We start from the raw sequence: 24213 nt of genomic DNA, 5'->3' as shown, positions 1-24213 counted from the left end.
AACTAACGATTCAAATTTTTGAATGTATAAACACAACTACCAATGTCAAAAATTACAAGAACACTTAACGGATACGGCAAAAGAGCACTTTATTATATGTGTTTTAGTAGCTTACTGATGATCTTTATTCTTTTTTCAGGATTCAATACTCTGGATGCTGATAAAAAAGTAAAAAACACCCCAGATCCAGATACAAATTGCCAGAATGCGATACATGCTAGTCTCGGGTTTAATGCCTTTGTAAGAAATGAAACTCATGTAAAAGGAGGGGATACCGAAGGACCTGTTGCGCTAGGAGGTGATTTAACAATGAAAGGTATTATTACTTTAGCTGCACATACAGGAGGTGAAAATTATTTTAATGGTGATAGCGAACCTTCTTCTTTGATTGTGGGAGGTGTAATTCACTACGAATCCGGAGAGGGAATTCATTTAAATCACGGATATGCAAAGGTTGGAAACCTTAATGGTTCTTCAGTTCATGATGTAGATCTTAATAACGCTTCGGTAAACACCCGAATCACATCTGGGAGCTATGATGCTAAACCTAGAATTCAGGTACAAAGAAAGCAAAACGGAGTTACCGTGGGAAAAAGTAATCTTATAGATTTTGCAGGAGCCTTCGAAAATTTCAAAACCAAATCGACTTCTTGGAGTACATTACAGGCTAATGTTATAGTGACTTCAGACTACAAAATTACACTTGCTGCTAATCAGGTAAATGTTTTAAACCTTTCGGCGAATGAGCTTTTAGGGTTGCCCTACATGACTTTCGAAAATGCTCCAAATGCAACAACTCCATTGGTAATCAATGTAGATGCTCCATCAGATTTTGAATGGACAGTGTTTAATATGAACAATATTGGTGATCAGCATGGGCGCTTTATTCTTTGGAATTTTTACAACGCGAGAAAGGTAACCTTGAACGGAGGAGGAACTTTGGTAGGGACCTTATTTGCTCCAGAGGCAGATGTTGTAAAAAACTCTTCAGGAAATATTAACGGGCAAGTGATTGCCAATAACTATTATCACAATCAAGGAGAGTTACATCACCACCCTTTTGAACCATGTATTGATCCAGAGATTCCTGCCTGTTTGCTTGCAGTAGACGCTGGAGAGGATGTGTCAGTTTGTGGAGTCGATGAGGTTGTACTTTCAGCCTCTGTTTCAGATCCTTCTACCTGTAATGACTGTACAGGAACATACGAAATAGAGAATACTGCTAGATGTGGGAAAAACTTCGAGTATGTTTTATGGCTAAAAGATGATGGGAACAATATTGTAAAAAGATATAGTAATATCGATCTCAAGTGGGAGGAATTAGATAACGGAACCGCGACCTTAAAGGGGTCTGTTGCTGATAATGATGATGCTCAAATGACTTTAAATGTGGATGTAACCTATTCTGGGAGAACAACCAGTACTCCTTCTGGAAGCCCTAAAGACCATTTTTGTAATACAGAAAATACAGATGGATGGATTTATTATACCGAAGTAACAGGAACAATATCAAATACAGATGGTTCCTGGTCTTTTGATATTTCTAGAATGGGACCAGCTTTTCAGTTAGGAAATGGAGCCAACGTTACCGAAGACGAATTAGGAAGGTATGGAGCTTCAGGATGGTTTAATACTACAGACAATGATTTTAATAGAGGAGATTTTAATATCAATATTGGAGATTGTATTACTTCTGAGAATAATGAAGTTACCTATTTGTGGTCAACAGGAGCAACAACACCAACAATATCAGTTACAGAGTCTGGATCCTATACAGTTACCGTAAAAGACTGTGCCGATTGCGAGGCTACCGATGAAGTTTCTGTAACCTTTGGTGATTCGCCTGTGGTAAGTGCAGGAGAAGATCAAACTATTTGTACTGGAGAAGAGGTAACACTTACCGCTACCGAGGGTGATACCTATGAATGGTCTAATGGAGAAACTACGCAATCGATCACAGTAGCTCCGGGAGAAACAACAATGTACTCGGTAACAGTGAATACTGGAGATTGTTCGGGTACCGATAACGTAAAAGTAATTGTAGAAGATTTTGTAGTTAATTTAGGAGATGATCAATCTATATGTGTGGGAGATACAATAACCCTTACTGCTGAAGAAGGTGATACTTACGAATGGTCAACTGGAGAAACTACCCAGTCTATCACAGTTTCTCCAACTACAGATATCAACTATGCTGTTATTGTTAGTAAAGGGAATTGTACTGCTACAGATGAGGTTTTTGTAGCGGTTAACAGACTAAGAGTTTCTGCAGGAGAAGATCAGGTAATTTGTACTGATGGAGGAGGAGGAGATACTTCTTTTGCAAAAAATGCAGTGACACTTACAGCTTCTCCAGGTGAAACCTATCTATGGTCTACCGGAGAAACAACGAGATCTATTACGGTTGCTCCTACAGTAACCACGAGTTATTCTGTTACGGTTACATTAGGGGCATGTGAGGGTACTGCTGAAGTTGTTGTGATTGTAAAAGATTGTGGTGGCGGAGATACGGTTAGAACAGCCAGTGTATTCCCTACCTTATTAAAGCCTACAGATGACCTTAAAGTAAACCTTTCCTTAGAACAAAATCAATTTGTAAGAGTATCTGTATATAACTTATCAGGAAGAGCAATGGGACCGGTAGTTACCAAAAACATGACAGCAGGAGAAGCAACTATGGAGGTGAGTCTTACCGATTTTCCAAAATTATCGTCCGGTATTTATATGATTAGCATCAAAGGAGATAATGGATTTAATATGGTGAAACGATTTGTTGTAGACTAATATATCCAGAGAAACTAAACCCATAAAAGATAAGGCCTGCTTTAATAGCGGGCCTTTTTTTGTTACAAAATGGTAATATTAGATCAAAGATGGCTTGATGTTATTTAGCTTTTGGATAACATTAAAGAAATATTAGATACCAACATTTGAGGTTTTAATCACACAAAACGTATCGACAATGAAACTTTTTAACAAATCATTTCTTTTTGCTGCCATAACTATGGGAATTTTTAGTTCCTGCGATCTTGATGATTTTCAAGGTGGAGGTGGCTCTCAAAATCTTAGTTTTACAAAAATAGGAGGCTTTAGCAATGGTAGTGGCGACGAAGGATTCGCCGAAATCTCAGCATTCGATGCTCGTACCGGTAAATTATTTATAGTAAACCCTAACGAAGCAGAACTTTCTGTTTGGGATATTACAGATCCATCTGTGCCTGTAAAAGGAGCGAGCATAGCACTTTCAGGAATACCTAATAGTGTTGCAGTTCAAAATGGTGTAGTTGCAGTAGCTATAGAAAACGCTGCAAACAAACAAGCAAATGGAGTTGTTGCTACTTATAACTCAGATTCTCAGCATTTGCTAAATACGTATCCTGCCGGACCACTTCCGGATATGGTAACCTTTAGCCCTAATGGGAAATTTATAGTGGCTGCAAACGAAGGAGAACCAGATGATTTGTATACTAATGACCCCGAAGGTTCTATCACTATTATTAATACGCTTACAGACGAAGTTTTTAATGTTGGTTTCAATGCCTTTAGCGCTGCTAGTGCAGGGAATCATTTCAGAGTATTTGGCCCAGGAGCTACATTTGCACAAGACGTAGAACCAGAGTATATAGCTATCTCCAAAGATTCGAGAACTGCCTATGTTACTTTACAAGAAAATAACGGAATTGCAATCGTTGATCTGAATTCAAAGTCGATTAGAGATATTGTAGGTCTGGGAGTTAAAAATTACGCCCTTCCAGAAAATCAAATCGACGCAAGTGATAGAGATGACATTGTTGGGAATTTCCAGAATTGGCCTGTATATGGTTTCTATCATCCAGATGCGATAACCTATACTAATATTAGAGGGGCTGGTTTTTTAATAACAGCAAACGAAGGCGATGCTAGAGATTATGATGGTTATTCTGAAGAGGAAAGAGTAAAAGATCTTGTTCTAGATCCTACTGTTTTTCCTGATGCAGATGTATTACAGTTGGATGAAAATCTAGGTAGGTTAAAAACAACTACAGCAAATGGAGATACCGATGGGGATGGGGATTTTGATGAAATTTATGCCTATGGCGGAAGATCTTTCAGTATTTGGTCTACCTCGGGCTCACTGATTTTTGATAGTGGAGATCAAATCGGAAAAACTGTTTTTGATATCGACCCAAGTGCTTTTAATAATAACGAAGGAAGCGAAGCTGATGCAAGATCCGATGACAAAGGAGCAGAACCTGAAGCGGTGGTAACCCTTAGAGTGGGGAATAGAACATTATTGTTTGTTGGGTTAGAACGTACCGGAGGAGTAATGGTATATGATATGTCAAATCCTTACAATCCAAGATTTATCGAGTGGCTTAGAGATGCAAATGATATTAGCCCAGAAGGATTAATTGTAGTAAAAGCATCAGATAGTCCAACAGGGAAAGATCTTTTGATTGCAACTCATGAAGTCTCAAATACAGTTGCTATCTATGAAATCAGTAAATAATTGTGATGTTAAAATCCAAAAAGTTGAGGTAAAACTTTGTTTTTAAAACAGTTAAATGTTATGTTAAATTACTTCCATAAAAACTTTGTTGTTTTACAGTAACCAACTTCACTACAATACATGCTATCTTTGAAGTAAGTAATTATTTCACTGACTGACTATCAATTATGAAAAGTTCCATAGGCCTTAACGCGGGCCGTGGGGCTTTTTATTTTTTATAAACTTCTCTTCATTTTTAATCTATTACAAATCCTATGGTCTGCTAAAATAAAAAGTCTAATTTTGCACAAAATTTAGAAAGATCTCGAAATGAGTAATATTGTAGCAATTGTAGGGAGACCTAATGTAGGGAAATCAACTTTTTTTAATCGTTTGATAAAAAGAAGAGAAGCTATTGTAGATGCTGTAAGTGGTGTGACACGAGATCGCCATTACGGTAAGAGTGATTGGAACGGGGTTGAGTTTTCTCTCATCGATACAGGAGGATATGTACTAGGTAGTGATGATATTTTTGAAGCGGAGATAGACAAGCAAGTTGAATTAGCTATAGATGAGGCTGATGCAATTATCTTTATCGTTGATGTAGAAACTGGAGTTACCGGGATGGATGAGGATGTGGCTAAATTGCTGCGAAAAGTAGACAAACCTGTGTTTCTTGCCGTAAATAAAGTGGATAATGCCAAGAGAGCTGCAGATGCAGTAGAGTTTTATAGTTTAGGGTTAGGAGAATACTACACGATTGCAAGTATCAATGGAAGTGGTACAGGAGAACTTTTGGATGCCTTGGTAGAAGCATTACCCGAGAAAGAAGAGGACGAAGAAGATGAATTACCTCGATTTGCAGTAGTGGGGAGACCTAATGCAGGAAAATCATCATTCATCAATGCGTTGATAGGAGAAGACCGATATATCGTAACAGATATAGCAGGGACCACAAGAGATGCTATCGATACCAAATACAATCGTTTTGGTTTTGAGTTTAACCTTGTAGATACTGCAGGGATAAGGCGTAAATCAAAAGTAAAAGAAGATCTGGAATTCTATTCAGTAATGCGATCGGTAAGAGCTATAGAGCATTGTGATGTATGTTTGTTGGTTTTGGATGCTACTAGAGGTTTTGATGGGCAAGTGCAAAATATTTTTTGGCTGGCAGAACGAAATAGAAAGGGAGTAGTAATTTTGGTCAACAAATGGGATCTTATTGAAAATAAGGAAAGTAATACACTCAAAGATTTCGAAAAGTACATCAAAAAAGAAATAGAGCCTTTTACTGATGTGCCGATTGTTTTTATTTCAGCATTGACGAAGCAACGTATCTATAAGGCTATAGAAACTGCTGTTGAGGTCTATAAAAATAGATCCAAAAAAATCAAAACTAGCGAACTTAACGATGTGTTGTTGCCTATTATAGAAAACAATCCACCTCCTGCATACAAAGGGAAATATATCAAAATCAAATACATTACACAATTACCTACTCCGCAACCACAGTTTGCGTTCTTTTGTAATTTACCACAATATATCAGAGATCCTTACAAGCGATTTATTGAGAACCAATTGCGTAAGGAATTTGATTTTCATGGGGTGCCTGTTTCGGTGTATTTCAGGAAGAAGTAACAATTTAAACTCGTAACAAGAGTAAGTGGTAAAAAAACAGCCTTGCTTCAGTGAAGGCAAGACTGTTTTGAATTGTTGTAGTCTAAAGACTTAGTTGTTTCTGTATCTAAATAAGTCTAAATGTTATGTAATCTCTACTCTAACATTAGTAGCATTGAAGATTTCCACATCTACTGTGTAAGGCCGTTTGAGTACAGGTAGGTGTACATGTATAGTGTTGTCCTCCTTTAATTGCTTTTTGACCCAACTTAGAAATAGTTTGCTTGTCTAGATTTAATTTAATTTTTCTAGATTTTTTCATAATTAAGATTATTTGTGCCTACATTTTATAAAGGTTTTCAGCGATACCTTGTCACCGGTGATTGCATCTAAACTATATAATATTTTAGAGTGTAGAAAGATGAGTTGCCTTAATTTGTACAATTTAGGGCGGCTTAAATTTAGGTGATGAGGAAAGAAAATTTCCTATGATAAGAACGCTTTGAAAGAACAGAGAAAAGTTGTTTTCAGGGAAAAGTAAGTAATCAGCGTGATCAAAATCAAGAGAGTGTTTTTAATTTAGGAAGGTCTAACAGGTAGAATTACCAACTACCTCCGGCTCCACCGCCACCAAAACCTCCTCCGCCGAAGCCTCCACCAAAACCTCCTCCTCCAAAGCTGCCACCGCCATGGGATCCACCTCCATAACTACCACGGCCCATATTGCTAAGGATGATAACATCCAAAAGGCTACCGCTTCCTGATCTTCTCCCGCGGTTTCCTTTACCGTCATTTCCATGGTTGCTTTTGGAAAAAGCCTTGAGAATGATAATAAAAAAGATGACCAGAAAAATGATTTGTACTATGGGGATGCTTTTTTTAGAAGACTTTCTATTGCCATCAAAAGTGCCAGCTAGAACTTCAAAAATAGCTGTTGTTCCTTTGTCCAGGCCGGTATAGAAGCGCCCTTTTTTGAACTCAGGAGTAATGATTTCGTCAATAATTGTTTTACAGGTAAAATCGGTCAATTTTTCTTCGACTCCATAACCTGTTGCGATCCATATTTTTCTGTCGTTTTTAGCCACCAAAATAAAAACGCCGTTGTCTTCTTTCTCTTGTCCAACGCCCCATTTATGAGCCCATTCTGCGGCATACAATCCGATATTTTCTCCTTGTAAAGAAGTAATAGTAGCAACAACGATTTGGGTAGAAGTTGTATCCGCATATCGGATCAATTTTCGTTCAAGTAGTTTTACCTCGGCATTAGAAAGTAATGTGGCGTCATCGTAAACGGCAGTTTCTAAAGATGGTTTAGGAGGTATATTGCGTTGTGAATAGGCAGTATTGCTACCTAACACAATAGTTATTGTTATAAGTAAAGAAGATATTATGAATTGTTGCAGCGTCTTTTTCATCTATCCTTTGGATATTTCGTCAGGAAGTTCATTAATATCTCCATGTTCCCAAGGAAAATATTTTTGTAATTTTTCTCCAGCCAGGAGTACTCCATCAATTAACCCTTGTGTAAAATTGTTCTCCTTAAATTTGGTTAAAATAGCGTCTCTGGTACTATTCCAGAAATCGTCTCCAACAACTTCATGAATTCCTTTATCTCCGTAGATTGCAAACATATGGTCGGTTACTGCCACATAAATTAATACACCATTGTGCTGTTCGGTATTATCCATTTTAAGAAGATGAAATACTTCTTTTGTTCTCTCTAATACATCGAGATCGGTATGACTTTCTATATGGACTCGTATTTCTCCAGAGGTAAGCCTTTCTGCATGCCTAATGGCAGCAATAATTTGCTGTTCTTGTTGTTGGGTTAGAAAATCTTCTACTTCAGACATGTATTAAAAATCAAAATCCACATCAGGCGCTTTTTCAGAACCTTCATCGGCCTTGAACCTTGCCATTTCCTCAAAACTTCCGAATAGGCCTAGAATAATATTGTTTGGAAAAACTTTTATGTATTTATTAAACTGTCCAACGGTTTCATTGTAACGATTGCGTTCTACATTGATTCGATTTTCGGTACCTTCCAATTGAGTTTGTAAATTCAAAAAGTTTTGATTGGCTTTTAGATCAGGATAACGCTCTACGGTAACTAGTAATCTGGATAGCGCAGAGGTTAATCCCGTTTGTGCTTGCTGAAATTGAGCCATTTGGTTTGGAGTAATATTGCTGGGGTCTATGTTGACCGAAGTAGCTTTAGCTCTTGCTTCTACGACTTCTTTGAGTGTAGAGCGTTCAAAGTCCGCAGCACCCTGAACCGTTTTTACCAGATTGCCGATAAGATCACTTCGTCTTTGATAAGCACTTTCGACATTAGACCATGCGGTCTTGGCATCCTCCTGTAGTAAAATGGCATTGTTATACCTTCCGGCAAATAAAAAATAGAATAGCCCTAATATGGCTACGATAATAAGAATTGGTATAAGAAGTTTTTTCATTTTTCGAAGTGGTTGAAATGAATATATTATAAGTGCTCTTTAATCTTCAATAATTGTCCTTTGATAGCTTCTAGCTTTCGAATAATATCAAAAGTGTCAAGAGTTTCTTGTTTTTGTTCTTTTAAATGGATTTTTGCTCCTTCAAGGGTAAATCCTCTTTCTTTTACGAGGTGGTAGATAAGTTCAAGATTCTTAATGTCTTCAGGAGTAAACTTTCTATTGCCTTTGGCATTTTTCTTGGGCTTCAAAATGTCAAATTCTTTTTCCCAAAAGCGAATCAAAGAGGTATTCACGTCGAATGCAGCGGCAACCTCGCCGATACCGTAATATAATTTCTTAGGTAGGTCTACGTACATGTGTTTACTCTTTTTGTTGTGTAAAACTTCCGTCTTCGTCAAAAACCAGTTTGCTTTCAGGGAAATCTTCTTGTGTTAGCTTTTGAATTTCCTTTAAAGCCCTTTTCTTTTCGTCCATAAAAGGATAAACTTCATCAATTTGCTTGGCAGAATGCAGTTTTCCTTTTACAAAATTCCCATCCAGATCAATATGTACTTCAGCAATTGGAGCATACCCTTTGATACCATCCAAATTGAATCTGGAATAGGTGCAAAAATTACCTAAACTATAAGCGATAAATTTATTGTTATAAACTTCAAAAGCTCGGGATACATGAGGACCGTGGCCCAAAACCATATCTGCACCAGCATCTATCATCGAGTGTGCAAATCGGAAAACATCTCCACGGTCCTCCCCATAAAAACGTTCTGTTTTTCTAGGGACATGGGTGTGTTTAAAACCTTCGGCACCTCCATGAAAAGAAACGATCACGATATCTGCTTTTTGCTTTAGTTCCTCAACAATTTTTTTTGCATTGGTTAAGTTATGAATTTTTAGGCAATCTTTATTAGGTGCAAAGGCACAAAATCCATAAGTAATCCCGTTTTTCTCAAAAATGGTAGAAGGTTGCGCAAAAACTCCAGCATATGCTATTTTATGTTTTTCGAGCGTTTTGGAAGTGTTTTTAATACCGATCTCTCCAAAATCACCAATATGATTATTGGCAATACTCATGACATCAAAGCCAGTCTCTTCCAGATATTTTCCAAAAGACTCTGGTGACCTAAAAGAATAACATTTTGAGGGATCAGAACATCTTTTGGCATTTTCCCCTTCATCGGTCAAAGTCCCTTCCAAATTCCCGAAAAGGATGTCCGCCTGTGTCAAAATTGAATTTACATCATCAAAAGGTCCTTTGCCTTCGGGAGGTAAATAACTATCATTAGGGAAGTTGGTGCCCATCATGATATCCCCTACGGCCATGACCTTCACAAATTTGGGTTTGGCTAGTTCTTCCTGGGTTTTTTGTGCAATAATGAACATAGAATCAATAGCCTCTTTTGAATATTTTTGAGCCCGTACAGTACTACCGAAAACAAAAATAAAGGCAAATAGAAGTATCCTACGCATGGATGATTAGTCTAGAGTTTCGTTGATTAAGTTGGAGGCCTTCAGCATTTCACTGAATTCTTCAGAAGTTAAACTTCCGTAGTAGAAATTACGAGGATTGATCCGTTCGCCATCCTTAAAGATCTCATAATGTAAGTGAGGTGCTACAGAACGTCCGGTACTACCTACATATCCAATAACATCTCCTCTTTTTACTTTTTGCCCCTTTTTTACATTATATCTGCTCAAATGGGCATACAGGCTAACATAGTTAAAGCCATGGTCAATTCGAATATGTTTTCCATAACCAGAAGAATTCGCATCAGCTCTGGTAACAACTCCATTTCCTGAAGCATATACTGGCGTTCCCGTTGCAGCAGAAAAGTCCATTCCATAATGAAATTTCCTTGCTTTGGTAAATGGATCACTACGCCATCCATATCCAGAAGCCATACGCTTTAGATCAGAATTCTGTATAGGTTGTATAGCAGGTATAGTTGCTAGTAATTCTTCTTTTTGTTCGGCTAACGCAGCAATTTCATCCAAGGATTTGGACTGTACTACAATTTGTTTGGTTAACTTATCGATTCGTTTGCTGCTTTCAACAATGATTTCAGAATTGTCGAAACCTTCAAGATCCTTGTATCGGTTTACTCCACCAAAACCTGCACCTCTTACTTCTTCAGGAATGGGGTTAGCACCAAAGTACAAACGGTAAATATTATCGTCTCGCTCAGCAATTTCTCCAAGAATATCTTCATTACGCTTCAATCGATTATTCATCAATTCGTATTGAAGCTGCATATTTTCTAACTCTCGTCGGTATGCTTTTTCTTTCGGAGTCTCTAACTGAGGGATGTTTAGATATACAAGAAGTAAAATAAAACCAGCCAAAAAAGCACCTATAACACTTAAAGCTGCGATACCAAATTTACGTCCTTTCTTTTGCTCTATTCGGCGGTAAGAAAGAGTATCGCTATCATAGTAATATTTAACCTTTGACATAATCTAAAATATGCTATTTTTGCAGGATATCAACCAAAAAAGTCCTGTTTCATAACAAGACAACGCAACAAATATAATAAAATGTTGTAAAGTCCAGAAAAAACTGACAAAAGGTAAACAGAAATATCGATGCTGGTGATTGGATAAAAGGTTGGTTTTTTTAGAATTTAGAGAGTATTATTTGACAAAGAATAGCAATATTATAGAACGCATGAAATCCCAAGAAATAAGAAGTCAGTTTTTAGAGTTTTTTAAATCCAAAAAACACGGTATTGTACCTTCTGCACCTATGGTTATTAAGGATGATCCTACTTTGATGTTTACCAATGCGGGGATGAATCAGTTTAAAGAGTTCTTTTTAGGAAATGGTGTTCCTAAAAATAATCGTATTGCGGATACTCAAAAATGCCTTCGTGTAAGCGGTAAGCACAATGATTTGGAAGAGGTAGGAATGGATACTTATCACCATACCATGTTCGAGATGTTGGGGAATTGGAGTTTTGGTGATTATTTTAAGAAAGAAGCCATCCATTGGGCTTGGGAACTCCTTACCGAGGTATATGGAATTAATAAAGATATATTGTATGTTTCGGTGTTTGAAGGAGCCAAAGATGAAAAGCTAGATATGGATCAAGAAGCTTATGATCTGTGGAAAGCTATCGTTCCCGAGGATCGAATAATCATGGGGAATAAAAGTGATAACTTCTGGGAGATGGGAGATCAGGGCCCGTGTGGACCTTGTTCCGAAATTCATGTAGATATCCGGTCCGAAGAAGAAAAGAAGAAAGTCCCTGGTCGTGATTTGGTGAATGCGGATCACCCACAGGTTGTAGAGATATGGAATCTGGTTTTTATGCAATACAACAGAAAAGCAGATGGTTCCCTGGAAAAATTACCGGCGCAACATGTAGATACAGGTATGGGATTCGAGCGCTTATGTATGGTGCTACAAGGTGTGAAATCGAATTATGATACTGATGTATTTACACCATTGATTAGAGAAATAGAAACCATTACCAATTCTACATATGATAAAGACAGTTTGCCTACCGATGATAACGGTAAGGTAAGCGTAGCTATTCGTGTAATTGCTGATCATGTTAGAGCAGTTGCCTTTTCTATTGCAGATGGTCAGTTGCCAAGTAATACTGGTGCTGGATATGTGATACGAAGAATTTTAAGAAGAGCAATACGCTACGGGTTTACTTTCTTGGATACCAAAGAACCTTTTATGTTTAAGTTGGTAGAAACGTTAAGTCAGCAGATGAGCGATGCTTTCCCTGAGCTTAAAACACAAAAGAACCTGATTGTTAATGTAATCAAAGAAGAAGAGCAATCTTTTTTAAGAACCTTGGATCAGGGACTTAGCTTGTTGGATAATGTCATCAAAGAGACCAAAGGAAAGGTTGTTTCTGGTGAAAAAGCGTTCGAGCTTTATGACACTTATGGTTTTCCTATTGATCTCACGGCCTTGATTTTAAGCGAGCAAGGATATGAATTAGACCAAAAAGCGTTTGAAGTAGAATTGCAAAAGCAGAAGGAAAGATCTCGTGCTGCAACACAGGTATCTACTGGTGATTGGGAGCTTTTATTAGATAATGCTTCTGAAACTTTTGTAGGCTATGACGAATTATCTTCTGAAGTAAAAGTGACTCGTTATCGCAAAGTGAGTAGTAAAAAAGATGGAGATTTATATCAGCTTGTTTTTGACCGAACTCCGTTCTATCCAGAAGGTGGAGGACAGGTTGGAGATAAGGGATATCTCGAAGCTGCCAATGGAGATGTGTCCTATATCATTGATACCAAAAAAGAGAATAATTTGATTGTTCATTTTGCAAAAAGCCTACCCAAAACTGTTGATGGTGTATTTACAGCGGTTGTGGATACAAAGCAACGTGCAAGAACGGCTTCGAATCATACAGCAACGCACTTGTTGCATCAAGCTTTGCGAGCAATTTTAGGTACTCATGTAGAGCAAAAAGGATCGATGGTACATAGCGGTAACTTGCGTTTTGATTTCTCGCATTTCTCAAAAGTGAATAGCGATGAGTTGAAAGAAATCGAAGATTTTGTAAATGCTAGAATTCGAGAAAATCTGCCATTGCAAGAACAACGAGGAATTACCTACGATCAGGCTATTTCTGAAGGAGCCATAGCGTTGTTTGGTGAAAAGTACGGAGATGAAGTAAGAGCGATCCGATTTGGAGAATCTATGGAATTGTGTGGAGGTACTCATGTACAAAACACTCAAGATATCTGGCACTTTAAGATAACTTCAGAAAGCGCTATTGCAGCTGGTATAAGACGTATCGAGGCAATTACCGGTGATGCAGCAAAAGACTATTTTACAAATCAGTCTGAAGCTTATCAAGGTGTAAAAACAGTGCTTAAGAATTCCAAAGACCCGATAAAGGCAATTACCTCTTTACAAGAAGAAAATGCAAGTCTCAAAAAACAAATTGAAGTGTTGCTTAAAGAAAAGGCTAAGAATCTAAAAGGAGATCTGAAATCAGAATTTGAGCAAATCAATGGAGTGAATTTCCTTGCGAAGAAAGTGGACCTGGATGCTGCAGGAATAAAAGATTTATCTTTTGAATTGGGTAATGAATTAGAAGATATCGTTGCCTTATTTGGATCAGAACAAAATGGTAAAGCTTTGCTTTCTTGTTATGTTTCTAAAAATTTGGTCGAAGAAAAAGGCTTAAACGCTGGCCAGGTGGTTAGAGAATTAGGTAAATTTATTCAAGGAGGTGGAGGCGGCCAACCATTTTTTGCTACCGCAGGAGGTAAGAATCCTGGAGGATTAGATGAAGCTTTGCAAAATGCAAAACAATATATACAGTAATATTAAGTTTGGAATACTAATCTTCTAACTTTAAAAGTATAAAAAGGTCTAAATGAACCTACAGACCAAAATACCATTAGTGTCTCAAGAGCCTAAGATCACCTATGCATCTGAGGTGCTATTGTTGGGATCATGTTTTGCAGAAAATATCGGAGCAAAATTTGAATACTATAAGTTTAAAAATCTAGTCAATCCCTTTGGTATATTGTTTCATCCCAAGGCTATCGAGACATTACTTTGGATGATCGCAGAAAACGATCAATATACTGAGGAGGATTTGTTTTTTCATAACGAAAATTGGCATTGTTTTGATGCGCATTCTGCACTGAGCAATCCAAATAAAAGCCAGTTGCTTACCGATCTAAACACTGCAATACGTTTAGGAAGAAAGGCAATTTCTTCTGCAACACATATCAGCATTACCTTGGGAACATCTTGGGTATATCGCCTCAAAGCGCTGGATCTAATCGTGGCTAATTGCCATAAAATTCCTCAAAAAGAGTTCTCAAAAGAATTGTTGTCTGTAAATGATATTATAGAAAGCCTGCAAAATTGCATTCATCTTATTCGTAGTATCAATACTAATGTCGATATTTTGTTTACCGTGTCTCCTGTTCGTCATATAAAAGATGGTATTGTAGCGAACAATAGAAGTAAGTCTCATTTGTTAACCGCTGTTCATCAAGTGGCAAATACTTCGGCAAAGGTGAGTTATTTTCCTTCTTATGAGATTGTGATGGACGAGCTTAGAGATTATCGATTTTACGAAGAGGATATGGTGCATCCAAGTAAGTTAGCGATTGATTATATCTGGGAACGATTTTATCATACCTGGATTTCTGAAAAGACTGCAGATACTATGAAACGGGTTGAAGAAATTCAGCGAGGTATGGCGCACAAACCTTTTTATCCCAAAAGTGAACAACATCTGCAATTCCTTGAAAAATTAGAGTCGAAAAAGAGTCGTATTCAGAAGGACTTCCCCTTTATACAGTTTTAGAACTGCTTACCGCAGCACTTTTACACAGTTTGAGTATTTGAGATAATATCTAATCCACTACTGATAAGGTGTTTGATCTTCGGTTGATGTTTTTCAATACTTTTAAGGTATTCAAAAACCTGAGTTGCAAAATCTGTATTACTATCATGGGTAAGCTCATAGATTTCTAGGGCTAATAACCAATTTTCTTCATGGTTTTGAGTAAGAATATCAAAAACGGCTTCAAGAGAAAATTTGGTGTTTTTACCTTCGCGAATGTTTCTAACTGATTGATACAAATCGTGAAGTTCCTGTTGCTTGGTGCTGTATTCTTTTTTAAGGGTGGTCGTTGTATTTTGATGAGTTACCAAATCAAACGAGTAATCGTCTGCGGGACCAGAAAATGCCGAAACGATCTCTTTTCCTACGGCCAGATCAAAAGTTCCCCATTCTGGTCTAAAGAGAAATTCTTCTTTGTATTTGATGGTACACTCACTAAACTGTATCAGGATCAACTCCCCTTGTATGTTCCGCATCCCAGTAATGTTGTTTCCGGCTACGGTAATCCCACTTTCAAATTCAAATTCGATATACTCGCCATCATAAAAGTTGTAGGCTTTCAGATCTCTTGGGGACATATTTTCTATGGCAAGATTGATCCCTTTTAATTTCCCTAAAGGAGATCTAAAACCTTCAGGGTGAGCATCTATACCATGACCGATCAACTCTTTCTCACGAAATGATAATGCTGTTGGCCCTTTGGTTTCAAAATAAATAACTTCGTTGTCCTCATTTTTTATCATTCGAGTAAACACTCCCGATACTTGTAATCCGGTACTTAACTCGATGGTTCCTAAATTATTCGATTCGATTAGCTTAGCTAGTCCTCTATGTCCTCCTTTTCGTAAAGCCATGGTGTCTGCAAATTCCTCCAGCACCTGACACAGGTAAGCAAAATCTGGAGTGACAAATAACTGCGGTTGCGGTTTTGTAATGTCAAAATCTTGAAAAGCAGCATCTGGAGAATAATCCAGCTTTTTCACCTGATCTGTCATGCACCATTCGCTCTCACCAATTGACGAAAGTAATCCAGCACCATAGATTTTAGGATTTTCCGTGGTTCCTATCAAACCATATTCTACCGTCCACCAATGTAGATTTCGAATCAAAGCCATTTCTGAAGGATCTTCTTTTTGATTTTGAAGTACCTCTACCTTTTGTTCCGCCTTTCTAATATCTTGTGGGTCCGTATCAGGTGCTTCCTTAAGAATGGATAAGGCGCGTACGGCTTCATACATTTCATAATCCTTTTTGGAAGAAATAGCTTTGCAACCAATTTTCCCAAAACGACGCAGGTATTCTGCATAATCCGGATTAGCAATGATAGGAGCGTGACCCGCAGCTTCGTGAATAATATCAGGAGCTGGAGTATATTCAATATTTTCGAGTTGCCTAATATCTGAGGCTATTACCAGAATGTTGTATGCCTGAAACTCCATAAATGCATTGGGCGGGATAAAACCATCTACAGCAACAGCTGCCCAACCGATTTCTTTCAAGATCCTATTCATACCATACATACTAGGGATAGCTTCGATAGAAATCCCAGTCTTTTCTAATCCTTTTAGATAAGAGTCGTGAGCCACTTTGCTTAAAGAAGCAATGTTTTTTCGCATAACATACCTCCAGACCGCATGGTTAATCGGAGTATAATCCTCATAATTTTGCGGTTTAATAAATTGTTTCAAGTGCGGCGGTAATCTATCAATAAGAGGATTGGATTCTATGGCTTCCGGCATGGTACTCATTGTTATCTGATAATTGCATTCAAAGATTCTAAAATATATACAAATCTACAATGCTTTGTCGTTTCTTTAGGAAAAACCAACAAAGATTTAGAGAAGATATCTTAAAGATCCTGTAAGAAAACACTTATTTTTGAGTTAATAGTTAAAAATAGTGTCAAATTTTAGAGTAAAAATGATGATTTGTCAATATCCATAATTTTAGATTTTAGAATGGCTGTTAAAAGATATTACATCTGGTTTTTATTGTCGTTTTCTTTGTTTTTTACACAAAACGCCCAATCACAGAAAGATACACAGGACTCAATTTACAACAGGTTGAAAGGGTTGAAAAAGGAACTAGGTCTTAATCAACAATCTGATATATTGATTTCTTTGGCCAGATATCATATCAATCAAGGCAATTTGGATAGCTGCCAGTTTTACGCAAAAAGAGCATTGCAAACATCTTTAAAAGACAGTAGAAGAGATATTGCCCAAGAGGCTTATTGGTATATAGGCAGGTCTGATTTTTTGAAATTTGATTTTGCTAGTGCTGTAATGTATATGCAGAAGGCTGAAGATATCTACAGAAAAGAGCCTGATACAGTTGCTTTAATTAATATTTTAAATACCAAAGGACTTTCATTGCGTAACTTGGGTAATGTCGAGGAATCCATATTTGCCTTTAAAGCTGGTCTTGCTCTGGCAAAGGAGATAAAAAATAATGAGTTGGCTACAATTCATTTAATCAATCTGGGAGCAAGTTACAAGGCGGTGAAAAGTAATACACAAGCAGTTAAATATTACAGCGAAGCTCTGGATATTGCCGAAAAAGAAAAGGATAGTCTGCATTTGGGGATCATTCTGACCAACTTCGGAAATATTTATTCTTCTCTTGAAGAATATGATAAAACCAGATCCTATTATAAAAGAGCTCTGGCAATTCATAAAGAAAATAAGAATTATAGAGAGCTGGGTATGATTTGGGCGAATATCTCTCATATAGATCTCAAGGAAAAACGCTTTGATGATGCTATCCGTAATGCCACCAATACCATAAATATGGTAGACTCTACTTTTGTTCCGTTAGGAGCGGTTATTGTAGCGCAAGCTAACTTAGGAGAAGCATTTTTACGGAAAAAGCAATATGATAGTTCTATGTTCTATTTTAACAAAGCTATACAGTTGTCGGTGGATAATAAAGTCCCCACTTGGTTAGAAGAAATATATCTCTTAAAAGCCGAATTGGAGGAAGAACAAGGATATTTTTCTTTGGCATATGATGATTTGAAAAAATCTTTGGCAATAAGGGATAGCCTTTCCAGGGATAAATTGATTCATAAACTTAATCTAGAAGAGAAACAAACAGAGCTCAATCAAAAAGATAAAGAGATTAGCCTGTTGGAAGAAGATAACTCTATTCGAGAAGAAGAAAATCGTTCGCTAAAAAAATGGGCTGCTATCGGAATTATAGCATTGTTGTTCTCTACGACTATAGTGTATATTTATTTCTTAAGACAAAAGTCGATAGGTTTGGCGTTGCGCAAGGAAGCAGCAGAAAATAAGTTGGAGGCACTGCGTAATCAAATGAACCCTCATTTCTTATTTAATAGCTTTAATGCCGTTCAAAATTATATTCTGAAATCGGATAAAAATACCGCTTACGAATACTTAACACAGATCGCCTATTTGATACGTAAAATTTTGGATAACTCTCATAGCATGAAAATTGATCTCAAAGAGGAGTTACAAATTATCAAATCGTACGTTAAACTGGAAGCTCTTAGATTTAGAGATAAATTTAAATATGAAATCATTATAGAAGAACAACTTCTTGACATAAATCCGGTGATTCCGTCCATGATTATTCAGCCCTATATTGAGAATGCAATTTTGCATGGGCTTTCCAATAGATCGGTCCCTGGGGGGCAACTAAAAATAGAGTTCAAAAGCTTAGGAGAAAATAAAATTCAATGTATTGTAGAGGATAATGGTATTGGTAGAGAAAAGGCATTAGAGATATCTGCATCCAAACCTGAAAGTGAAAAAGGAAATGCGATTGCAATGAACAATACCAGCAGAAGATTACAGATTTTGGAAAAAGCAGGTTACCCAAAAGGAAAGGTTGTTATTCAAGATCTTAAAGAAAATGGGGTTGCCCTTGGAACTCGAGTGATAGTGGATCTTAGTATAATTTAAAAAGTAAGCATGATGAGGACAATAATTGTAGAAGATGAATTAAACGGTCAAGAAACACTTGCCATGTTACTAACGCAACACTGCCCTCAACTGGAATTAATGGGTATGGCGGCTACGATAAATGAAGCAAGAGATCTGATTAGTAAGCAGCATCCATCATTAGTTTTTTTGGATGTTAAATTAGGAACACAAACCGTATTCAATCTTTTAAATGAGTTAGAGGAGATCAACTTTGAAATTATTTTTATTACGGCCTATGAAAACTATGCCATTAATGCTATCAAATTTATGGCCATTGATTATTTGTTGAAACCCATTGATGTTACTCAGTTGAAAGAGGCAGTAGATCGAGCACAACTCAATCATACAAAACGTAACAGTCAAGCGCAATTAAATGCTCTGATGAATAATCTTCAGCAAAAAGATAATAAACAGCATCGTATTGCACTAGCTACTACCGATAGTTATGAACTAGTTAGAGTAGATCATATTTTATATTGCATTGCAGAAGGGAGTTATACCCGTTTTTTTCTTGTGGATAAGGAGGAGCGTTTTGTATCCAGGCATTTAAAGCATTATGAGCAATTACTTTTGGATTATAGTTTTTTTAGATCGCATCAATCTTGCTTGATTAACCTCAATCAGGTAAAGAAAATACTTCGAATGGATGGGGGTACTATAGAGATGATTGATGGTAGGCAACTGCCCATTGCCCGAAATCGAAAGAATCAACTTATTGATTTATTGAGTATCAGGTAGTTTTTTAATATCAAACAATAACTACCGTTTATCAAACTATACCTGCCAGAAGTCATATCAGACTATTTCTTTTTTAAGGTTTTAAATAGGTTTACAACGCAAAGGAATGATCACACAAATCTTAATCACGCCTTTCGAATAAACCATTTTTAACTTTAAAATTTAAACAATTATGAAAAAGTCAATTTATGGACTATGCGCACTAGCACTTTTTGCTTTAGCATTGACGAGTAATTCATTCGACAATGCTGCCTTTACTGCCGACACTGTTGCAGCGGTAGTGGCTCCAACCTTGCAATCTGATCTTTCTATGGATGGAAGAAACTCTGCTACGATTAGTGTAAATGGCACGAGTTCTTCGATTTCCGGAAGTGGAACTATTTCGGTAACATCTGAAGGAGGTACAGGATCTGCATCGGTTACGACAACGACAGGAGGAGGAACCACAGGTAATCCAACGTTTACAAGTTCTTCTACAACTTCTTCGACTACAACCTCTTCCTCATCTAGTACAACCACTACATCAGGCGGTTTTAACATTTGTGATTATATCACTAGCCCTTATTTCCGTCAAAGACTAGGATGTGATGGTTAAGAAATAGCAAGCACATTTTGTTTGTGTTTCTGTAATTAATTAGAAGCATGCTGAGCTGATTCGGAGCGAAAAAGCTCAGCTTTCTAAAAATTAACTTTCCCTAAAAAAATAATAGATATGAAAAGGTTGGTGGTATTCTTGTTTGCTTTGCATTTCGGTATGGTAACAATTTCGGTATTAGATAATATTCATGTTTTACCCCAAAACCTAATGACTGATATTGTAAAAATGTATACCATCCCTTTTTTCGAACAGAATTGGGGTATGTTTTCCAATCCCCCTACAACAACTAGAAGGGTGTATTTTCAATTCCATACTCCTTCGAGTGATCAGAATAATAAGATAGAAATATCCGATTGGTATGATATCAATGCTACGATATATTCATATAACAAAGATCATTTTTTCTCCATTGCGCAACGCTTGATCAAATATGAATCGGGATGTTTAAATAATATTTTTTCCTACATAGAAAAATGTAAAGATCCCACGCCAGATGCCTGCATAGCGTATTCACCAGGTTTCCTTTCGCTCAAGAACTATGCTAGAATCATTTATGCAAATAGTACAGACAATACTCCCGGTACCAAAGGAGTAAAATTTGTAATCAAGATTGTTGAAGAGCATTTCCCGAGATACGAGGATAGAAATCTGGATTATTTTGACAAGAAAAACTATGAATATGCTACGCATACAACAATTCCTTACGAATTGAACTAACTTCTGAAAACGATAAGAATTATGATACAATTCCATAATAACCGAACCATCGGGTTAACAATAGCTAGAGTGCTCATCTCTTTAATTGTTATAAAGGACTTTTTACTTTATTTGATGTTTTCTGATCAATTGATAGGGGATAAAGCGATCGTGCCTTTATTTACCTATATGCAAACTTTGGATGTATTAAATTTAGAATGCCTATTTATTGATTTTGGGGATGTTTATGTGGTATACGCCTTTTTGATAATAGGGTTATTGGCAAGTAGTTGTTTTTTGTTTGGGTTCAAAATGAAGTTATCCGGAATAGTAGTATTCTTTTGTTTAATCACAATCAAATTACGAGCATTATTTACTCAAGATGGTGCTGATAATGTAATAGGAACTATGATTCCTTTACTGTTATTAGCAACTTCATTTAATTTAATCACCGGGAGGTTAAATAACGATTTTAAGAACAAGACCTTAAAAATGATTCCTTTGTTAGCGTTATATGGAATCATCTTTGAATTTTGTTTGATTTATTTCGCAGCAGGTCTATCAAAGTTGTTGCAGCCTATATGGCAAAATGGAGAAGCTTTGTATTATGTGTTAAGGATTGAAGATTTTAGAGCTTCGGATCTTAATATATGGCTTACTAAGAGTAGTTTTTTTGTGAAATCTTCAACTTGGTTTACGCTTTTTTGGGAGCTCACTTTTCCCATAGCGATTTGGTTCAGAAAATTAAGAAACTGGTACTTACTATCTGGAATAGCACTTCATATTGGGATTTGGATGTTGATGCGAATAGACAACTTCTCCTTCATAATGTTGAGTATATATCCGGTTTTCTTTGCAGACAAAGAATACTGGGTGTTTTACAATAAATATCTTAAGAAATGGCTTGGTGTTTTTAAGCCCAAACTGTTTTATGAACTTTAAGTAGTAATACTATGGGAATAGAAAAAGGTAAAAAAATCATCTTATTTGATGGAGAATGTAATCTGTGTAATGGGTTTATCAATTTTGTTATTGATAGAGATTTGGAGAATATCTATGTATTTGCAGCATTACAATCTTCAATAGGTATAGAGTTATTAAAGAGTTTGAATACGTATAGTTCAGAAATAGATTCTATCATATTAATCGATAAAGAATCCAAGAGGATAGAAAGAAAGTCTCAAGCTGCTATCACTATCATAGGTGGTTTTGGGAGGTGTTGGAGGTTGATTAAATTGTTCAAGATATTTCCTGTTTTTATAAATGATATTGCCTACGATTATATAGCTAGGAACAGATACAGGTGGTTTGGAAAGAGCGCTTGTAGAATTCCGACACCTGATTTACTCGAAAAGTTTTTGCGATAAATAACATTGATTCTGTACCATGACTGAGGTGTTTACAGAAAATTAGTTGTTAGTTGATGTACTTGAGTGCTGATCAAGTAGGTTAGATCTGATTCTGGCAGATAGAGATCGGGCACCTTTAATTAGGTGTCCGATTTTAGATTTTATTGGGGTGTCATTTGAAACTGAAATTTTACTTTTTTAAAAAATGGGAAATTAATTGATTAAATTTGTGAAGAATAAAGTAGGGTAAACACATCATACGGTGTTATAATAGGAAGAAACACTATTATTAGATCAAAAGTGTTTTTTGATTAACCACTATAATAAAATGAATTTAGGATGAAGAAGTTATTTTTACTTGTTGTGTTTTTGTGTGTTGGTGCTTTGGCTACAAGCCAGGTTACAAATGAAGGAGAACCTCTAAGTTGGAGTTTGCAAAGCTTGAACAAAGACAACATATCTCCGGTTAAAATGAAACCCTTTGACTTGAATAAAATTAAAGCAGAAGATGCTATTAATGATACCAAAAGGGATATTCCTTTTAGGTTTGGCCATGAACTAAAGGTAAACCTTGGTTTGGAAAATTCAGGAGTTTGGAACGAACTACCGAATGGGGATAGAATCTGGAGAATTAATATCATTTCTGAAGGAGCTACATCTTTAAATTTTGTATTTAGTAATTACGAAGTTCCCAGAGGAGCGAAAATATATTTGTATAGTAATGATAGAAAGGATCTTTTGGGAGCTTATACCAATATTTTTAATCGACCGGATAAACTGTTAGGAACCTGGATGGTGGCCGGAGAAAATGTTTGGATAGAATATTATGAACCAGCTCGTGTAAAAGGGCAAGGGGATTTAACCATAGCAAAAGTGATACATGGGTATCGCTCTGTTACAGATGCCATGGTGCGCGAAAAAGCATTAAATACTTCTGGAGATTGTAACCAAGATGTAGACTGCCCTGTGGGTAATGATTTTGATGCGCTAAAAGATCAATTGAAAAAATCAGTAGCCTTCGTTATTTTAAATGGTTTCGTATGTTCGGGTAACCTCATAAATAATACAAGCAATGATAGAGCACCTTATTTTTTGACTGCAAATCATTGCCAATCTGGATCCGAATCTACTTGGGCTTTCCGATTTAATTGGATCAGTCCAAACCCATCTTGTGCAACCACCGCTAATAGTACAGATGCCGAGGTCAATCAAACCACTAGTGGAGCTACTGTTCTTGCGGTCAATACTGAGTCTGATTTCAAGTTACTTAACTTGGATGGCGGATTGGATGAATCCTGGGATTTAGAATGGGCTGGATGGGACAGAACAGGAGATGTGCCAAGTTTTACCGTAGGAATTCATCATCCTGATGGAGATATCATGAAAGTGTGTAGGGATAACAATGCACCTACGAAGGATGAAACCCCTTTTAACGGAAATCCCCAGACCAAAATCTGGTTTATTGAAGATTGGGATTTAGGAGTAACAGAAGGAGGGTCTTCGGGATCTGCGATTTTTGATCCTAACGGGAGAATTATTGGTCAGTTGGCTGGAGGAGCTGCTGCATGCAATGGGACAAACGATAATAATCAGTTTGATTTTTATGGAAGATTTGATGTTTCCTGGGATTTTGGAACTACCGATGCTACGCGGTTATCAAATTGGCTAGATCCAAGTAATACAGAAAGAACAACATTGGATATGCTTTCTGTAGAAGGAACCAATGGCGGTACTAATCCACCTGTAACCGGTAACGCAATTGTAGTTTCTTTTGTGCCTTCTACTGCACTCGTTTCTATTTCAAAAGGGAATAATGATCCTATTGAGTTTAAAATTTATGATATTTCCGGAGGCTTTATCGGGTCTGGTGCGCTTACTGGGAGAGAATCTCAGATCGATATGAGTGATCGCTCTTCCGGGATGTACTTTATTAAGATCAGAAATATGACAAATGGAGAATCTTTAACCAGAAAAGTGGTGATCAATCGTAATTTATAGACTTGGGTAAG

At 36.8% G+C, this 24213-nt stretch carries 19 protein-coding genes; 12 read left to right on the top strand and 7 right to left on the bottom strand.

From position 1 onward, the window contains the following. The first annotated feature begins 42 nt into the window (after positions 1-42). The 3 genes from ACXAGJ_RS17880 (at position 43) to der (ending at position 6106) form a co-directional block, all read left to right on the top strand. Positions 43-2784, top strand: coding sequence for a collagen-binding domain-containing protein (locus ACXAGJ_RS17880; protein WP_474841612.1), 2742 nt, complete (start codon positions 43-45; stop codon positions 2782-2784). Between the two features lie 178 nt (positions 2785-2962). After that, positions 2963-4489, top strand: coding sequence for a choice-of-anchor I family protein (locus ACXAGJ_RS17875; protein ID WP_474841610.1), 1527 nt, complete (start codon positions 2963-2965; stop codon positions 4487-4489). A gap of 309 nt (positions 4490-4798) precedes the next feature. Further along, positions 4799-6106, top strand: a complete 1308-nt coding sequence (gene der / locus ACXAGJ_RS17870) for a ribosome biogenesis GTPase Der (RefSeq protein ID WP_073318950.1) — start codon at positions 4799-4801, stop codon at positions 6104-6106. 581 nt (positions 6107-6687) lie between these two features. On the opposite strand, the gene ACXAGJ_RS17865 is transcribed toward der, so the two are convergent. From ACXAGJ_RS17865 to ACXAGJ_RS17840, 6 genes are read right to left on the bottom strand one after another with little or no spacing between them, the layout of a single operon-like run. Beyond that, positions 6688-7500 carry a TPM domain-containing protein gene (locus tag ACXAGJ_RS17865; protein ID WP_474841608.1) on the bottom strand — a complete coding sequence of 271 codons (813 nt, stop codon included), beginning with the start codon at positions 7498-7500 and terminating at the stop codon, positions 6688-6690. Next, positions 7501-7938 carry a TPM domain-containing protein gene (locus tag ACXAGJ_RS17860; protein ID WP_474841606.1) on the bottom strand — a complete coding sequence of 146 codons (438 nt, stop codon included), beginning with the start codon at positions 7936-7938 and terminating at the stop codon, positions 7501-7503. Positions 7939-7941: 3 nt separating this feature from the next. Then, positions 7942-8541, bottom strand: coding sequence for a LemA family protein (locus tag ACXAGJ_RS17855; protein WP_474841604.1), 600 nt, complete (start codon positions 8539-8541; stop codon positions 7942-7944). 26 nt (positions 8542-8567) lie between these two features. Continuing rightward, the gene (locus ACXAGJ_RS17850; RefSeq protein WP_073318919.1) at positions 8568-8897 is read right to left on the bottom strand and encodes a MerR family transcriptional regulator; all 330 of its coding nucleotides are present in this window, start codon (positions 8895-8897) and stop codon (positions 8568-8570) included. Positions 8898-8901: 4 nt separating this feature from the next. Further along, entirely contained in the window at positions 8902-10008 is a 1107-nt protein-coding gene (locus ACXAGJ_RS17845; RefSeq protein WP_474841602.1) for a CapA family protein, read from the bottom strand. 6 nt (positions 10009-10014) lie between these two features. Then, positions 10015-10992 (bottom strand): M23 family metallopeptidase, encoded by a 978-nt coding sequence (locus ACXAGJ_RS17840; RefSeq protein WP_474841600.1) that lies wholly within the window; start codon positions 10990-10992, stop codon positions 10015-10017. Between the two features lie 211 nt (positions 10993-11203). Here ACXAGJ_RS17840 and alaS point away from each other — a divergent pair, with 211 nt between their 5' ends. Beyond that, positions 11204-13837 carry an alanine--tRNA ligase gene (gene alaS / locus ACXAGJ_RS17835; RefSeq protein ID WP_474841598.1) on the top strand — a complete coding sequence of 878 codons (2634 nt, stop codon included), beginning with the start codon at positions 11204-11206 and terminating at the stop codon, positions 13835-13837. Between the two features lie 52 nt (positions 13838-13889). Next, positions 13890-14837: a GSCFA domain-containing protein gene (locus tag ACXAGJ_RS17830; protein WP_474841596.1), complete on the top strand. Its 948-nt coding sequence runs from the start codon at positions 13890-13892 to the stop codon at positions 14835-14837. Between the two features lie 20 nt (positions 14838-14857). Here ACXAGJ_RS17830 and ACXAGJ_RS17825 read toward each other — a convergent pair whose 3' ends face one another. Beyond that, entirely contained in the window at positions 14858-16615 is a 1758-nt protein-coding gene (locus ACXAGJ_RS17825; protein WP_474841861.1) for an aromatic amino acid hydroxylase, read from the bottom strand. 333 nt (positions 16616-16948) lie between these two features. Between ACXAGJ_RS17825 and ACXAGJ_RS17820 the strand changes: the two genes are divergently transcribed. From ACXAGJ_RS17820 to ACXAGJ_RS17790, 7 genes are all read left to right on the top strand, one after another. Then, complete coding sequence (locus ACXAGJ_RS17820; RefSeq protein WP_474841595.1) at positions 16949-18802, top strand: tetratricopeptide repeat-containing sensor histidine kinase; 1854 nt, start codon at positions 16949-16951, stop codon at positions 18800-18802. Positions 18803-18811: 9 nt separating this feature from the next. Then, positions 18812-19561 (top strand): LytR/AlgR family response regulator transcription factor, encoded by a 750-nt coding sequence (locus ACXAGJ_RS17815; protein ID WP_474841593.1) that lies wholly within the window; start codon positions 18812-18814, stop codon positions 19559-19561. A 172-nt stretch (positions 19562-19733) separates the two neighbouring features. Next, the gene (locus tag ACXAGJ_RS17810) at positions 19734-20156 is read left to right on the top strand and encodes a hypothetical protein (RefSeq protein WP_474841591.1); all 423 of its coding nucleotides are present in this window, start codon (positions 19734-19736) and stop codon (positions 20154-20156) included. Between the two features lie 117 nt (positions 20157-20273). Beyond that, the gene (locus ACXAGJ_RS17805) at positions 20274-20876 is read left to right on the top strand and encodes a DUF5819 family protein (RefSeq protein ID WP_474841590.1); all 603 of its coding nucleotides are present in this window, start codon (positions 20274-20276) and stop codon (positions 20874-20876) included. A gap of 21 nt (positions 20877-20897) precedes the next feature. After that, the gene (locus ACXAGJ_RS17800; RefSeq protein WP_474841588.1) at positions 20898-21797 is read left to right on the top strand and encodes an HTTM domain-containing protein; all 900 of its coding nucleotides are present in this window, start codon (positions 20898-20900) and stop codon (positions 21795-21797) included. An 11-nt stretch (positions 21798-21808) separates the two neighbouring features. Further along, complete coding sequence (locus ACXAGJ_RS17795; RefSeq protein WP_474841587.1) at positions 21809-22222, top strand: thiol-disulfide oxidoreductase DCC family protein; 414 nt, start codon at positions 21809-21811, stop codon at positions 22220-22222. Between the two features lie 321 nt (positions 22223-22543). Continuing rightward, complete coding sequence (locus tag ACXAGJ_RS17790) at positions 22544-24202, top strand: T9SS type A sorting domain-containing protein (protein WP_474841585.1); 1659 nt, start codon at positions 22544-22546, stop codon at positions 24200-24202. The last annotated feature ends 11 nt before the right edge of the window (positions 24203-24213 follow it).

The sequence above is a fragment of the Aquimarina sp. AWH4_224 genome, assembly GCF_056160245.1.
This window is presented reverse-complemented; position numbering and strand designations above follow the sequence as displayed.

What these genes read in the sequence shown, in the direction of transcription:
- ACXAGJ_RS17880 (WP_474841612.1), top strand. Translation starts at nt 43, where the DNA reads ATGTCAAAAATTACAAGAACACTTAACGGATACGGCAAAAGAGCACTT.
- ACXAGJ_RS17875 (WP_474841610.1), top strand. Translation starts at nt 2,963, where the DNA reads ATGAAACTTTTTAACAAATCATTTCTTTTTGCTGCCATAACTATGGGA.
- der (WP_073318950.1), top strand. Translation starts at nt 4,799, where the DNA reads ATGAGTAATATTGTAGCAATTGTAGGGAGACCTAATGTAGGGAAATCA.
- ACXAGJ_RS17865 (WP_474841608.1), bottom strand. Translation starts at nt 7,500, where the DNA reads ATGAAAAAGACGCTGCAACAATTCATAATATCTTCTTTACTTATAACA.
- ACXAGJ_RS17860 (WP_474841606.1), bottom strand. Translation starts at nt 7,938, where the DNA reads ATGTCTGAAGTAGAAGATTTTCTAACCCAACAACAAGAACAGCAAATT.
- ACXAGJ_RS17855 (WP_474841604.1), bottom strand. Translation starts at nt 8,541, where the DNA reads ATGAAAAAACTTCTTATACCAATTCTTATTATCGTAGCCATATTAGGG.
- ACXAGJ_RS17850 (WP_073318919.1), bottom strand. Translation starts at nt 8,897, where the DNA reads ATGTACGTAGACCTACCTAAGAAATTATATTACGGTATCGGCGAGGTT.
- ACXAGJ_RS17845 (WP_474841602.1), bottom strand. Translation starts at nt 10,008, where the DNA reads ATGCGTAGGATACTTCTATTTGCCTTTATTTTTGTTTTCGGTAGTACT.
- ACXAGJ_RS17840 (WP_474841600.1), bottom strand. Translation starts at nt 10,992, where the DNA reads ATGTCAAAGGTTAAATATTACTATGATAGCGATACTCTTTCTTACCGC.
- alaS (WP_474841598.1), top strand. Translation starts at nt 11,204, where the DNA reads ATGAAATCCCAAGAAATAAGAAGTCAGTTTTTAGAGTTTTTTAAATCC.
- ACXAGJ_RS17830 (WP_474841596.1), top strand. Translation starts at nt 13,890, where the DNA reads ATGAACCTACAGACCAAAATACCATTAGTGTCTCAAGAGCCTAAGATC.
- ACXAGJ_RS17825 (WP_474841861.1), bottom strand. Translation starts at nt 16,615, where the DNA reads ATGCCGGAAGCCATAGAATCCAATCCTCTTATTGATAGATTACCGCCG.
- ACXAGJ_RS17815 (WP_474841593.1), top strand. Translation starts at nt 18,812, where the DNA reads ATGATGAGGACAATAATTGTAGAAGATGAATTAAACGGTCAAGAAACA.
- ACXAGJ_RS17810 (WP_474841591.1), top strand. Translation starts at nt 19,734, where the DNA reads ATGAAAAAGTCAATTTATGGACTATGCGCACTAGCACTTTTTGCTTTA.
- ACXAGJ_RS17805 (WP_474841590.1), top strand. Translation starts at nt 20,274, where the DNA reads ATGAAAAGGTTGGTGGTATTCTTGTTTGCTTTGCATTTCGGTATGGTA.
- ACXAGJ_RS17800 (WP_474841588.1), top strand. Translation starts at nt 20,898, where the DNA reads ATGATACAATTCCATAATAACCGAACCATCGGGTTAACAATAGCTAGA.
- ACXAGJ_RS17795 (WP_474841587.1), top strand. Translation starts at nt 21,809, where the DNA reads ATGGGAATAGAAAAAGGTAAAAAAATCATCTTATTTGATGGAGAATGT.
- ACXAGJ_RS17790 (WP_474841585.1), top strand. Translation starts at nt 22,544, where the DNA reads ATGAAGAAGTTATTTTTACTTGTTGTGTTTTTGTGTGTTGGTGCTTTG.